The 12,650-nt window shown below is 65.6% G+C and carries 10 protein-coding genes and 1 tRNA gene; 6 read left to right on the forward strand and 5 right to left on the reverse strand.

Annotation, left to right across the window (positions count from 1 at the left end):
- Positions 1-30: 30 nt before the first annotated feature.
- On the forward strand, positions 31-1,257 hold the full coding sequence (locus ITJ55_RS00120; RefSeq protein WP_194593580.1) for an MFS transporter: 1,227 nt from the start codon (positions 31-33) through the stop codon (positions 1,255-1,257).
- 439 nt (positions 1,258-1,696) lie between these two features.
- On the opposite strand, the gene ITJ55_RS00125 is transcribed toward ITJ55_RS00120, so the two are convergent.
- From ITJ55_RS00125 to ITJ55_RS00135, 3 genes are read right to left on the reverse strand one after another with little or no spacing between them, the layout of a single operon-like run.
- The gene (locus ITJ55_RS00125) at positions 1,697-2,734 is read right to left on the reverse strand and encodes an ABC transporter permease (RefSeq protein ID WP_194593581.1); all 1,038 of its coding nucleotides are present in this window, start codon (positions 2,732-2,734) and stop codon (positions 1,697-1,699) included.
- Positions 2,731-3,792 (reverse strand): aliphatic sulfonate ABC transporter substrate-binding protein, encoded by a 1,062-nt coding sequence (locus tag ITJ55_RS00130; RefSeq protein WP_194593582.1) that lies wholly within the window; start codon positions 3,790-3,792, stop codon positions 2,731-2,733. The genes ITJ55_RS00125 and ITJ55_RS00130 overlap by 4 nt, the downstream gene beginning before the upstream one ends.
- Positions 3,789-4,853, reverse strand: a complete 1,065-nt coding sequence (locus ITJ55_RS00135) for an ABC transporter ATP-binding protein (RefSeq protein WP_228497534.1) — start codon at positions 4,851-4,853, stop codon at positions 3,789-3,791. The genes ITJ55_RS00130 and ITJ55_RS00135 overlap by 4 nt, the downstream gene beginning before the upstream one ends.
- Before the next feature lie 179 nt (positions 4,854-5,032).
- Here ITJ55_RS00135 and ITJ55_RS00140 point away from each other — a divergent pair.
- Positions 5,033-5,109 (forward strand) — tRNA-Pro (locus ITJ55_RS00140).
- A gap of 257 nt (positions 5,110-5,366) precedes the next feature.
- Here the strand turns inward: ITJ55_RS00140 and ITJ55_RS00145 are convergent.
- A complete protein-coding gene (locus tag ITJ55_RS00145) occupies positions 5,367-7,460 on the reverse strand; it encodes an ATP-binding protein (RefSeq protein ID WP_194593583.1) in 2,094 nt (697 codons plus the stop codon).
- A 206-nt stretch (positions 7,461-7,666) separates the two neighbouring features.
- On the opposite strand from ITJ55_RS00145, the gene ITJ55_RS00150 reads away from it, so the two are divergent.
- The 4 genes from ITJ55_RS00150 to ITJ55_RS00165 all read left to right on the forward strand — a co-directional run bounded on the left by ITJ55_RS00150 (position 7,667) and on the right by ITJ55_RS00165 (position 11,462).
- Positions 7,667-8,830 carry a DNA (cytosine-5-)-methyltransferase gene (locus ITJ55_RS00150; RefSeq protein WP_194593584.1) on the forward strand — a complete coding sequence of 388 codons (1,164 nt, stop codon included), beginning with the start codon at positions 7,667-7,669 and terminating at the stop codon, positions 8,828-8,830.
- A 183-nt stretch (positions 8,831-9,013) separates the two neighbouring features.
- Positions 9,014-9,892 carry a MerR family transcriptional regulator gene (locus ITJ55_RS00155; protein WP_194593585.1) on the forward strand — a complete coding sequence of 293 codons (879 nt, stop codon included), beginning with the start codon at positions 9,014-9,016 and terminating at the stop codon, positions 9,890-9,892.
- Positions 9,889-10,599, forward strand: coding sequence for a GPP34 family phosphoprotein (locus ITJ55_RS00160; protein WP_194593586.1), 711 nt, complete (start codon positions 9,889-9,891; stop codon positions 10,597-10,599). The genes ITJ55_RS00155 and ITJ55_RS00160 overlap by 4 nt, the downstream gene beginning before the upstream one ends.
- A gap of 107 nt (positions 10,600-10,706) precedes the next feature.
- Positions 10,707-11,462 (forward strand): small multidrug efflux protein, encoded by a 756-nt coding sequence (locus ITJ55_RS00165; RefSeq protein ID WP_228498064.1) that lies wholly within the window; start codon positions 10,707-10,709, stop codon positions 11,460-11,462.
- A 31-nt stretch (positions 11,463-11,493) separates the two neighbouring features.
- On the opposite strand, the gene ITJ55_RS00170 is transcribed toward ITJ55_RS00165, so the two are convergent.
- The gene (locus tag ITJ55_RS00170) at positions 11,494-12,645 is read right to left on the reverse strand and encodes an exonuclease domain-containing protein (protein WP_194593587.1); all 1,152 of its coding nucleotides are present in this window, start codon (positions 12,643-12,645) and stop codon (positions 11,494-11,496) included.
- Positions 12,646-12,650: the final 5 nt, after the last annotated feature.

Below are 12,650 nucleotides of genomic sequence, written 5' to 3' on the forward strand. Positions count from 1 at the left end.
TTTCGTATCCAGGGTGCTAGCGTCACCGTCATGCCCCGTGACCTCGCTGCGTCCGTCCGTCCCGAGGGGCCGAACCGGCTCGCGTTCTGGACCTGCGCCTCCGTCCTCGCCCTCGCCCTGTGGACGAGCGGCGCCGCGACGCCGGTCTACCCGCTCTACGCGACGGACTGGCAGCTGACGCCGTTCGTCACGACCGCGATCTTCGCCGTCTACCCGCTCGTCCTCGTCGTCGTGCTGCTCGTGTTCGGCAGCCTGAGTGACACGATCGGTCGGCGGGCGAGCATCCTGCTCGGAGTCAGCGCGTCGATCGTCGGTGTGCTGCTGTTCGCCCTCGCGCCCGACGTCGGCTGGGTGCTGGTCGGCCGCGCGTTCATGGGCCTCGGCGTCGGCCTGTCGCTCAGCCCCGCCACCGCCGCCATGATCGACATCGCCGGGCCCGTCAACTCGGCCCGCACCGGAGCGATCAGCACCGCCTCCACCGCCGTCGGCCTGGTCTTCGCGACGCTGCTCGGGGGAGCCCTCGTCCAGTACGCGCCCGAGCCGCTGCACCTCACCTACTGGGTGCTGCTCGTGGTCGAGGCCGGGGTGCTCGTGCTGGTCTGGCGCCTGCCTCGAGACCGGGACGAGAAGGCCGGGCACTGGAGGCCACGGTGGCCGAGCGTGCCGCGCGCCCTGCTCGGGGCGGTGGGGGCCGCGGCCGTCTGTGTCAGCGCCTCCTACGCTCTCGGAGCCGTGGTGCTCTCGCTCGGTGCCGAGATCGGCGTGACGCTGATCGGCAGCGACAACGCGTTCGTCACCGGTGCGGTGATCGCCCTGTCGATGGTGGTCATCGCGGTCGTGGCGCTGGCGTCGCGACGGGTGCCGGTGATGATCGCCGTCGTCGTGGCGGCGGTGGCGACGGCGCTGAGCTTCACGGCGTTGGTGCTGGCCGCGGCACAGCAGTCGTTGGGGCTGTTCCTGGCGTTCTGTGTGCTGTCGGGGGTCGGCTACAGCCTGTTCTTCGCGTCGGGGCTGGGGATCGTGTCGCGGTTCGCTCCGGAACACCACCGGGCCGGCACGCTGTCGGCCGTCTACCTCGTCGCCTACCTCGTGCAGGGAGCGACGGCGCTGTGGCTCGGCGCGCAGGCGACCCGCGGCGGGCTCGAGAGCGCGGTCGACGTCGGGGCTCCGGCGATCGTGGGGCTGGCGCTCGCGGCGATGGTCGCGGTCGTCGTCGTGATGCGGGGGCGGGAGCGGCGCGGACGGGTCGCGGCGTAAGCGTCGGGTGCAGGAGGCGCGGGCCGGCAGGGGAGGCGCGGCGCGCGGACGAGAGGTGGTCGGCGCGCATCCCGCCACGAGGTACACACGCCGCCACGGGATGTCGTGGCGGCGTGAGTACTTCGTGGCGGGGTGGGGGCGACTGTGCGGCTCGGGCAGGCGAGCAGCCGGCCGGGCGAGCAGCCGGGCGAGCGAGCAGCCGGGGGCGGGCAGGTCGATCAGCCGGGGCTCGGGCCTTATCGAGCCACACCGCCACGGGGTGGACACAGCGCCAGAACTAGGCCTGGCGCTGTGTCCACCTCGTGGCGTCGTGCCCGGGCCCGTGCTGCGGCGGGCGGGGGCCGGCGCGCTTCCCGCCACGAGGTAAACACGCCGCCATGACATCGTGTGGCGGCGTGTTTACCTCGTGGCGGGGTGAGTTGAAGGGTGCGGCGTCGACCTACCGCCAGCGGCGGAGCGCCACGCGCTGCACCACGTTGAGCACGGTGTCGCTCAGCGTGCCGAGCAGGGCCAGCAGCACTATGGCGAGGAAGATCCGGTCGACGCGTCCGTTCGACTGCGACTCGGTCAGCAAGAAGCCGAGGCCCATCGACGACGCGATCAGCTCGGCCGCGACCAAGAACAGCCACGCCTGCGCCAACGCCAGCCGCAGCCCCGACACGAGCGACGGCAGCACGGCCGGCAGCTGCACCCGGGTGAACAGCGACACCCGGCGCAGGCCGTAGGCGCGACCGGCCTCGACGAGCTGCGGGTCGACGTGTCGCAGCGACCCCGCGACCGTGGTGAACACCGGGAAGGCCGCGCCGATCGCGATCAGCGTCACCTTGCTGTCCTCGCCGATGCCGAGGTACAGGATCAGCAGCGGCACCCAGGCCAGCGACGGCACCGCCCGCACGGCCGCGATCGACGGCGCGAGCAGGGCCTCGCCCACCCGCGACAGCCCGACGACGGCTCCGACGACCAGCCCGATCGCCGAGCCGACCACGAACCCGATCAGCACCCGCTGCAGCGAGATGGCGACGTAGAGGCCGAGCTGACCCGTCGCGGCGAGGTCGACGCCGGCCCGCACGACGTCGGCGGGGGACGGCAGGCGGTACGAGGGGACTCCTCCGACGGTGGTGGCGAGCACCCAGGCGGCGAGCACGGCGGCCGGCACCAGTACCCCGAGCAGGGCCAGGCGGCGGGGAGCAGGCGCGCCCGGGGCACCCGGGCGGCAAGGTGCGGGCGACCCGGACGAGGAGGCGCGGCGTCCGTCGTCGGCGACCCGCGCCTCCTTCGGTTCGGACGCGGAGGCGCGGTGCGCGTCGGACGCGACCCGCGCCTCCTCGAGGGGGGTGCCGGTCACGGCATGGGTGACGTCGCCGCGCCAGGCTCCGTCGACGACGGTGCCCGTGCCGCGCCGTGCCGTCGCAAATCCGGTCTCGTCGCGGACGACCTGGCGGGCGTCGGCGTCGCGACCGCCGAGCGTGTCGCTCATGAGGTGGCGGACTGGGCGTAGCTGTCGTCGAAGAGCGAGTCGAGGGCGGCGTCGACGTCGTCCTGTGAGGGGACGTCGCCCGACTCGACGAGGATCGGGCCGACGGTCTCGAGGACGGCGCGCTGGTCGGCTCCGGGGGCGGGGTCGATGTCGAGGTGGGTGCGGTCGATCACCGTGGAGGCGACGGCGGGGTCGATGCCGGCGGCCTCCGCGAGGATTTCGGCCGTCTCGTCGGGGTTGTCGATCGCCCAGGCGCGGGCCTTCTCGTACGAGTCGACGACGACCTGGGCGACGTCGGGCGAGGCGTCGAGGAACGACTCGGTCGCGTTGAGGAACCCGTAGCTGTTGAAGTCGACGTTGCGGTAGATCAGCTTGGTGCCCGACTCGGCCTGGCTCGCGGCCATGATCGGGTCGAGGCCCGACCAGGCGTCGACGCTGCCGTTCTCGAGGGCGGCGCGTCCGTCGGCGTGCTGAAGGTTCTGGATCGTCACGTCGGAGGCGCTGAGCCCGGCCTGGTCGAGCGCCTGCAGCAGGAAGAAATACGGGTCGGTGCCGCTGGTCGCGGCGATGGTCTTGCCGCGGAGGCCCTCGACGTCGGTGATGCTCGAGTCGCCCGGGACGACGAGCGCCGACCACTCGGGCTGCGAGTACACGTCGATCGTCTTGATGGGGGAGCCGTTCGAGCGGGCGAGCAGCGCGGCCGAGCCAGCGGTCGAGCCGATGTCGACGGCCCCGGCCCGCAGCAGTTCGTTGGCCTTGTTCGAGCCGGCCGACTGGGTCCAGTTGACGGTGACGCCGTCGCCGAGGGCGTCCTCGAGGTAGCCCTGGCTCTTCACGACGAGGCTGAGCGGGTTGTAGGTCGCGAAGTCGATGTCGAGGGTGTCGGTCGACCACTCGCCGCCGCTCGCGCCGGTGCCGCCAGCCGCCTGGGCGGCGCCGGTGTCGGCGTCCTCGCCCGCGACGCAGCCGGTGAGGAGGAGGGCGCTCGCCGCGGCGAGGGCGAGACCACCGGCCCAGGAGGCGCGGGTGCGGGTGGTGGGGAGGGTGCGGAAGGTCATCGGTTCGTCTTCGTGCTGTCGGGGGCGGTGCGGTGGTCTGTGGGTGCGGGGGCGGTCGGGGCACCGGTGTGGCCGGTGGGTGCGGTCGTGGAGCCGGTGCGGCCGACGGTCGCGGCCGTGGCGGTCGCGGCGGTCGCGGTCAGCGTGCTGGTGACCGAGTTGCCGGCGTGGACGCGGTGGACGCCGAGGTCGGCGAGCAGCTGGAGGCGCAGCTCGGCGAGGGCGGGGTCGTCGCGGTCGCGGGGTCGGTCGCCGGGCACGGTGACGATGCGCTGGATGCTGGGGGCTCCCGCTGCGGTGTCGGCCTGCGCCGCGCCTCCTGCGGTGGTGTCGGCGGTGCCCGTGGCGCCGACGAGCTGCGGCTGCTGCGAGAGGTCGGCGAGGACGACGATGCGGTCGGCGAGGTAGAGGGCTTCGTCGACGTCGTGGGTGACGAGCAGGACGGTGGTGGGTTCGGCGCGGTGGATGTCGAGCAGCAGGTCGTGCATCCGGAGGCGGGTGAGGGCGTCGAGGGCTCCGAACGGTTCGTCGAGCAGCAGCACCTTGGGGGCGCGGGCGAGGGCGCGGGCGAGGGAGGTGCGTTGGGCCATGCCTCCGGACACCTGGCGGGGGCGGAGGCCGGCCGAGCTGCCGAGCCCGACGAGGTCGAGCAGTTCGGTGATGCGGGCGCGGCCAGCGGCCTTGTCGTCTGCTTTGGTGGTGCTGCTCGTGTCGCGCTTGCTGCGCCCGCGGGCCTTCGGCAGGCCGAGTTCGACGTTCTGGCGGAGTGTGCGCCAGGGCAGGAGGCGCGGCTCCTGGAACGCGATGGCGCAGCGTTGGTCGGTGGGCCGGGTGGGGGAGTCGTCGATGTCCACGGTGCCGGAGTCGGGCTGGTCGAGGCCGCCCACCTGGCGCAGCAGCGTCGACTTGCCGCAGCCGGAGGGGCCGACGATGGCGATGATCTCGCCGGCCGTGACGTCAAGGTCAAGGGCGTTGAGGACGGGGCGCTCGCCGAAGTACCTCCCGACGCCGCGCAGACGGATCGGCAGAGCCGAGGAGGCGCGGGTCGTCGAGGTGGGCATGTCACGACGGTAGGTGCGTGCGCGGTCTGCCGGGGCGGCGGGTGTAACGGGGCGAAACACTCCGTTCGGTCCGCCCTGCCCTGGTTCGGTCTCAGGCACGCCCATTCATCGGCTATAGTTGTGGGGTTGCCTCGGTCGGGGCAACACCAAGACCCGGGTTGCCATTCGAACTCGGATCTCGGGCTGTGGCGCAGCTTGGTAGCGCACTTGACTGGGGGTCAAGGGGTCGCAGGTTCAAATCCTGTCAGCCCGACCATGACAAAAGACGGCCGCCCCTACAGGCACCCGTCTTTTGAGCTAGCAAGCCTTCCGCAGGTTGCAAGCATTCGATCCGGCGCGATTCTCGAGTCTCTGAACAACGTTTCTGACGGCAGCAGCGTCCTGGTGTTCCAGAAATGTCGCCACACGGCCCTCGGGCCGTTCCCGCCTCAGCTTTGGGAAAAACTGGCGATGTATTCGGAGTCGATCTGTGTTCTGGCTTGTCCGGCTACTTCTCGCGAAAGTCGTCCCCGGTTATCGAGCGGAATCCTTGGGCCAAGGGTAAGCACCAAGATAAGTATCCAGATCGTCATTCACATAAACATCCCAGAACTTTGCAATCCCCTCATGGAAGTAATCCGCTTCTTCTTTTCCCTGATCCTTCCGAACATGCTTCGCGGGTATCACCGGTGCTGACAGAAGACTGATCTGACTGAGGCCCGCAATGGTTCTCCCCCGGTTGAGATGCTCAATTATCGGATTGAAAATGCCAGCGATAAGGTAATTGTGAACGTCGAGACGAAGTTCGATCTTCTTGTTACTAAAAAGCGAGAGCTCAGATTCGTCTTCGTGCAGGAATTTGGGTATCGCGTGAAAGTCGAGGTTTAGCTTCGTCAGCTCATCAACGGCTCGCGTAGCCCAACCGGCGCCACCCTCGAACATGCAGTATTCGCTTTTCAAGAAGTTATGGCTCGTGAGGTAAAGCATCATGGTGTTTCTATTAACTATTGCCTGCTTGACAGTTTTAGCAAGCTGACTTTTATTAACATACTGATCGACTTCGCCTTCCTTCGAGGTGTAGAAGACTTCGTCAGATGTGGCGCCAATATCCTTCAAGAACTCAAATATGAAGCTAGCAAATCTTTCATCTGCGCTCGAATGGGATATAAATACCTGGAAGCTATCTTTTGCTACAACGTCACCTTTAATTTTGTTTGTTGTAGTCGTGTGCAGGTTTGCTCTTTCCTGCTCTGAGAGATTGTATTTGCTGAGCTCGTCGTCAAACATTTGACTAAATGCTTGTTTTCCTGCTGACTCCTTGTCAGCTTTCTCCTGCCTCGATAGCGCGGAGATCGTTGCGGCGAGGTCCTGGCGCATACTTATCAGACTTCGCACCAGCGGCCTCACTAAGGCCCGAAGTAGTGTGATTCGATCGTCTGTCTCGTCAAAATCTTGACGGTTCGAAGTCGCTATATCCGGCAAATTATCTTCGTCGAGGAGGTCGAAACTCAGCTCCCCCTCGATATAATTGAGGTAAGTGCCCGTAAGGCCCAATTGTTCGAGGAGCCGGTCGCTGGCTAATTTGCCGCGTACGTACAGTCGAAGCTGTGCAGGATTATAGAAGCGATTCTTGGTAAATCGCTTGTCATTGATTTGGGCAGATTCGTTATCTATAGTTGCATGGATGCCAACCCACCCACTTAGCTCAAATGGAATAGATCTATAAGTGGAATCAGACAGGTCGACATTTTTGGCTACCCGATCCCATCCGGGTATTCCCGTGTCGGGCTCCAGCGCGAAAGACGATATCTTCGGCTTCACGACGTACTGTCCGCCGTTTACAGGAGCGGGAATTTGGAGTTTCTTGCCCAATTGGCCATTCGGGGCATGCGACCCATAAGACTCCACGCCTCGCGTTGCAACGAACGCCATATTCTTGTAGGCAATTGCCTTCTGCACCCTTTTGTACGTGGGAGTAGCACGACCCCTCTTTATGGCCAAGTAGATCGAGGTCTGCTCAGGAAGTGCGCCCATAGAGAATTGATTCGCTAGGCGCTGACTGAGGGAGTTCAGAGCCTGCGTGCCATGGCCTCTTAAATCGACATCCTGCAAGCTCAGGAAGGTCCCTGAGCTAAAAGTGTCGTAGAGGTCTGTGTTGGGGCTGGAGGGCTGAGTCCCGCTTTGTTCCAAAGCCGGATTGTCGTCATTATCGACTTTACCTTCTCGTACATCCAGACTCCATGTTGTGTCCGATTGACCGCGTCGAGTACGGATATAGAAAAGTGGAGAGAGGTAGAGGGCAGCGAGCTTGCCGATGCCTTTGCGTCCCATCGGGCGGTCGTTCAGGCTGGAGGAATTTGAAGCTGCCCTCTTGTCGTAACCCACGGTCGTATAAGTCTTGAGGTCGGACATATCCATACCGGAGCCGTCATCGAGGATTTCGATCGTCGCGGAGGCTTTGTTTCGCGCGTCAACGTAAACGTAGACATTTGCCGCGCCTGCATCTAACCCATTTGCGACGAGTTCTGAGAGAGCAGACCAAGGGTTCGAGTAGAGCCCTTTTCCCAAAAGTTTCAGTGCAATCCAACTGAAGCTGAATTCGATCGTCCTAGTCTGCGCGTCACTCACGTGGTGCCCCCATTGGTCGGATAATCTTGTGGTTGGTAAGAGCATAGCTGAGAATCACCCAGAACATTTGGTATTCGGGGCGCTCTATTTCAACCGCGCTTGCCGCCGACTATGCGAAGGATCTAACGGAATCGCAGCGCGTAATCCCGTTGCCGCGTGTAATTGCTATATGCCTGCGTTTTATCAACTAGGAGAATGGTGTTTAGGTGAACTTGCCAGAGGGTGCGCCAAAGTCCCTTGAGTTCTTCGCAGGAATAGGTCTTGCTCGAGCTGGGCTCGAGGAGGCTGGACTGCCGGTGCAATGGTCGAATGATATATCTTCGAAGAAAGCTGCCCTTTTCAACTCGAATTTTGGCAAGTCCGATTCGCACGTTTACCGCGTCGGCGATGTGGGCCGTCTAGCCGCAGAGGAATTCCCGCCAGCTAGTGACCTGGCATGGGCTAGCTTCCCATGCACTGATCTATCACTCGCTGGTGGACGAGACGGGCTAAGAGGATCGTCGAGCTCGGCTTTTTGGTCCTTTGTCAAGATTCTGGCCAGGATGGGCTCAAGCAAACCGCGTGTCTTAGCAATTGAGAATGTAACTGCTTTCGTGTCTAGCCGCTCCGGCAAGGACATTACTGCAGCTATTCGTGCCTTGAACGGTCTTGGTTACTCGGTCGACGTGCTCAATATCGATGCAAGACGGTTCATTCCTCAGAGCCGCCCGCGGCTCTTCCTTGTGGCTGAGCTCGGCAACCAGCCGGATGCTGAAACGGATGAGCTGACGAGGAGTCCTCTTCGGCCTCCTTGGCTTGACGTGATTTTTGACAACGAAGAGCTTCGAACTCACCAAGCTCCGCTGCCGAATCCGCCTGAGCTCCTGGACGAAGGCTTCACCGCGCTCTCGCTCCTTGCGTCGGATGGTACTGAGGAATGGTGGAGCGAAGAAAGAGTTGCGGCCTTCTGGGAGTCTCTATCTGTGGTCCAATCCGTCAGGATGCGTGCTCTACTGGACCTGCCCAAAGTAAGTCGCCGGACGGCCTTCAGGCGCATGCGTTTAGGAAAACCTACGTGGGAGGTCCGAGCTGGTGACGTTGCAGGTTGTCTTCGAACTTCCAGTGGTGGTTCATCAAGGCAAGCTGTAGTGGAGGCTGCCTTTGGAGAGTTGCGAGTGCGATGGATGACTCCTCGCGAATACGCCCACCTCATGGGTGCTCCTGACTATAAGTTTGGGAAGACGCCAACGAACGATGTTCTTACGGGGTTTGGCGATGCAGTTTGCGTACCGGTCGTTCAATGGCTGGCGGAAAACTACATAAGGCCACGACTTGCGGGACTTGCCCGAATGGATCCCGTTCTATCTTCTTCATTTGATCAGAAAAATTAGAGCGGTCTAGCGAACGTGTGGACGGCTGCGGAAGGAGCCGGAGGCGAACGGTTGCTAGCTCTAGTTCACCGGTTTCGAGGTAAAAAACCGCAAAGCCGTCTACTCCTTGACCCTGCCCCAAGGGCATGGTCTCTACTTGGTCACACACCGGCACCGCGTCGGTGTGACCGAGAGGAGCCTCCCGTGGCCTGGAGCACACGCGCGCTGGCCGAGCTGGCCGGCACGACCGTCAAGTCGGTGCGGTACTACCACCAACTCGGGTTGCTCGACGAGCCCGAGCGGCTGACGAACGGGTACAAGCAGTACGAGGTGCGGCACCTGGTGCGCCTCCTGCAGATCACCCGCCTGACCGACCTCGGCGTCCCGCTCGCCCGGATCGAGTCGATCGGATCGTCCGTCGACGACCCCGCCGGCGCCCTCCGCACGATCAATGCCGAGCTCGCCGCCACCATCGAGCGGCTGCAACGCATCCGCGCCGAGTTGGCGGCGATCCTCGAGCACCGGACCAGCGCCTCCTTGCCTGCCGGGTTCGCCGAAGCAGGACGCGACCTCAGCGAAGCCGACCAGTCGCTGCTGCTGATCTGGTCGAAGGTGTTCGACGAGGGGGCGATGGACGACCTAAAGCAGATGCTCATCGACTCGCCCAAGACGGCTGCCGACGTCGAGCTTGACGAGCTCACCGACGACGCCGACCGCGAGACGCGGCGACGGTTGGGGGAGCAGTACGCTCCCGTGCTGGCGGCGGTGACTCAGCGGTACGAGTGGTTGGGTGCCCCGGGCGACCGAGCTCCGCGGGGGGCGGCGTTCGCGCAGAAGACCGTGACCGAGGCGGTCGCGGAGCTCTACAACGGTGCTCAGCGCGAAGTGCTGTACCGGGCGTCGCTGATCGGTGCGGGCAAGCTCGACGAGCTGGCCGCGCTCGAGGCGGCGCTCGATGCCGCCGAGACGCCCGGCGGTGCCGATGCGACCGGTGCCGAGGCGACCGGTGTCGGGGACGCGGGTGGCGGCTCCGGGCCGAGCCGCGCCTCCTCGGCTTCAGACTCCGAGGGAGGCCGGCGATGATCGAGACGACACTGGCGCCCACACTGGCCGAGGACCTGCTGCTCGTGCTGTTCGACCCACGGTCGGGGTCGATCCACAGCGAGGGGTCTCCGCTGTTCCACGTCTTGGCCGGGGCGGTGCTGACCGAGCTGGCGCTGTCCGGTGCGGTCGACATCGACCGGAAGACCACGCTGCGGGGGAGGCAGGTGCGGGTGACGTCCTCCGCGGCGCCGACCGACGAGCTGCTGCTCGGCACCTGGCAGCGGGTCGAGCGCAAGCCGACGGACGCGTACTCGCTCGTGCTCGAGATCGGTCCGGCGCTGCGGGCGCTGACCCTCGACCGGCTGGTGTCGCGCGGTGCGCTGCTCCGCGAGAAGACCACTACGCTCGGCTTCATCCCCGGCACTCGGCTGCGCCTGGCCGAGGGGGCAGGAGGCGCGGGTCGGCGGGGTGAACTCGTCGCGTCGCTGAGGAGCGTCCTTGCGGAGGGGGCCGAGCCGTCGGTGCGCACCGCCGCCCTCGCGGCGCTGGTGTCGGCGAGCGGGGCGCTGCCGGCCATGCACCGGGACATCCCGTGGTCGGGCGACGTCTACGCCCGCGGGCGCGAGCTGCAGCAGGGCAAGTGGGGCGCGCAGATCGCGGGGGACGCCATCGCAGTGGCGGCTGCGGCGATGCTCTCGACGGCGTTGTTCGTGACGATCGGCCTGCCTGGGCTTCGGGACGACTGAGGCCGTTCTGGTTGCGGCGGTGTCGGACCGCCTCTTTTTCTCAGCTTCACCACGCCGGTGTTCGGCGTGCCCTCGCACCTCAGTGACACCCATCGAAGGAGATCACCATGTCCATCGCACTCACCCTCTCGGGCCCGTCGCGCCTATCGGCCGCGGCGTCGGCTTCCGCGTCAGATGCCTCGTCGGGCGGCCCGTTCGCCTGGTTGCAGGAGCTGATGGGCCAGGTGCCCGAGCTCGCGCAGCCGCTGATCCTGGTGCTGGCCGGGGCGATCCCGTTCTTCGAGGGGGAGGGCGCGGCCGCGCTCGGAGTGCTGAGCGGCGTCAACCCGGTCGTCGCGGCGCTGGCGGCGATCGTCGGCAACGTGCTGTGCGTGGCCGCGGTGGTGTGGCTGGGGTCGTGGGTGCGGTCGGGGGTCGTGGAGCGGCGCAGGAGGCGCGGGGTCGGTGGGGCACCGGCTGGCGGGTCGGGTGCGGTGGCGGGTGAGCCGGGTGCGGGTGAGGCCGTTGACGGGCGTGCGGGGGCGGCGTCGGGTGGTGCTGGCGGTGGTGCTGGTGCTGGTGCTGGCGTGAGTGCTGCCGGGATGCCTGCGGCAACCCGGGTCGTGTCGCGGGACGGGGTGCCGGAGTCGAAGCCCGAGAAGAAGGGGCAGCAGAGGCTCAAGCGTTGGTTGGTGAAGTTCGGAGTGCCCGGGGCGAGCTTGCTGGCACCGCTCGCACTGCCGACGATGTTCACCGCGGCGACGCTCGTCGGCACAGGGGTGTCGAAGAGCTGGGTGATGCTCTGGCAGGTCATCGCGATCGTGCTGTGGACGACTGCTGTGACGGTTGTTGCTACGGGGGTGTTGAGCGTTGTGGGTGGTTGACGCCGGCGCAGTTGTCCAGTGACGGCGCCGGTCAGGCTTTTCGGGTCAAAGCCGCGACGGCCTCTTCCCCGACGATGGGGATGCCGTAAGAGCGCGCCTTGCGCGCCTTCCCCGAGAGGCTGTCGAGATCAGCAGCGACCAGGAGGACTGTCCTTTTCGTCACGATCGATTCGACGACAAATCCCGCAGCGGTCAGCCGTCGTTCCAGCTGGTCCCGCGGCTCGGTCATCACACCGGTGAGAACGACGACATCCCCCTTCGCGAGCCGCGGGTGGCGCGAGGCATCTGCCTGCTGTCGGCCGGCGGTTGGCGGCTGGCGAACTTCTTCGGTCGCCGCCGAGGGTGGTGGCACGAACACCGGGTCGGTCGCTGAGCGGCTTGTGTGAGTCGCCAGGAAATGTCGGGCCAAGCCTTCGACGATGGCCACCGGCTCCGCGCCGAACCGCTTGCGAGCCAGGGGGAGCATCCAGTCGAGCGCCTGTTCGGCAAGGGGTTTGTCCGATTGGTTCGGAGTTGAGGGCCGTCTCGTGCTTTCCTCATCGGCGCGCATTCGCCCCGAGGAGATTCCTCTGCCTCGAGGGAGCCATTCTGCTCGCGGGCTTCTTGTTGTCTTTGGCCAAGTGGCCCTGGATGCCTGTGTCGAGTAGCTCCGCCACCATGCAGCATCGTGACGGCCCATCCGGCGGTATTCACCAAGCAGCAGGGCCGTTGCGCGGGCATCGGCCAGTGCCTCGTGCGCGTCCTCGAGGGGAATGCCGAGGGCGGCGCAGCAGTCCGCCAGTTTCGAACCGGCACCCGGTATGTGGCTCTTGGCGAGCTTCATGGTGCAGAGTGCGTCAGCATCGTCGATGGGCGAAGCGATGCCGAGTCGCGCGAGTTCGGCGCGGAGGAAGGTCGTCTCGAATCGGGCGTTGTGGGCGACTAGGACGCGCCCTCGAAGATGCTCAATGAGCTGGTCGGCGATGGCCTCGAAGGTCGGTGCTTTTTTGACGTCGGCGCCCCTGAGACCGTGCACATGTGTCGGACCCAAATCGCGGCCCGGGTTCAGCACTGTCTCGAATTCGCGCTCGATGACTCCGTCTGGCGAGACGTGGACGAGGCCGATCTCGATCACGCGATGGTGATGCTGAGGCGAGAAGCCGGTGGTCTCGAAGTCGATGACGGCGAAGCCCTTGTGCGCCATGTGTG

Origin of the sequence: Frigoribacterium sp. VKM Ac-1396 (genome assembly GCF_015350895.1) — a bacterium.
In the GTDB taxonomy this organism is placed as follows: domain Bacteria; phylum Actinomycetota; class Actinomycetes; order Actinomycetales; family Microbacteriaceae; genus Frigoribacterium.

What these genes read in the sequence shown, in the direction of transcription:
- ITJ55_RS00130 (WP_194593582.1), bottom strand. Translation starts at nt 3,792, where the DNA reads ATGACCTTCCGCACCCTCCCCACCACCCGCACCCGCGCCTCCTGGGCC.
- ITJ55_RS00120 (WP_194593580.1), top strand. Translation starts at nt 31, where the DNA reads ATGCCCCGTGACCTCGCTGCGTCCGTCCGTCCCGAGGGGCCGAACCGG.
- ITJ55_RS00125 (WP_194593581.1), bottom strand. Translation starts at nt 2,734, where the DNA reads ATGAGCGACACGCTCGGCGGTCGCGACGCCGACGCCCGCCAGGTCGTC.
- ITJ55_RS00165 (WP_228498064.1), top strand. Translation starts at nt 10,707, where the DNA reads ATGTCCATCGCACTCACCCTCTCGGGCCCGTCGCGCCTATCGGCCGCG.
- ITJ55_RS00135 (WP_228497534.1), bottom strand. Translation starts at nt 4,853, where the DNA reads ATGCCCACCTCGACGACCCGCGCCTCCTCGGCTCTGCCGATCCGTCTG.
- ITJ55_RS00160 (WP_194593586.1), top strand. Translation starts at nt 9,889, where the DNA reads ATGATCGAGACGACACTGGCGCCCACACTGGCCGAGGACCTGCTGCTC.
- ITJ55_RS00170 (WP_194593587.1), bottom strand. Translation starts at nt 12,645, where the DNA reads ATGGCGCACAAGGGCTTCGCCGTCATCGACTTCGAGACCACCGGCTTC.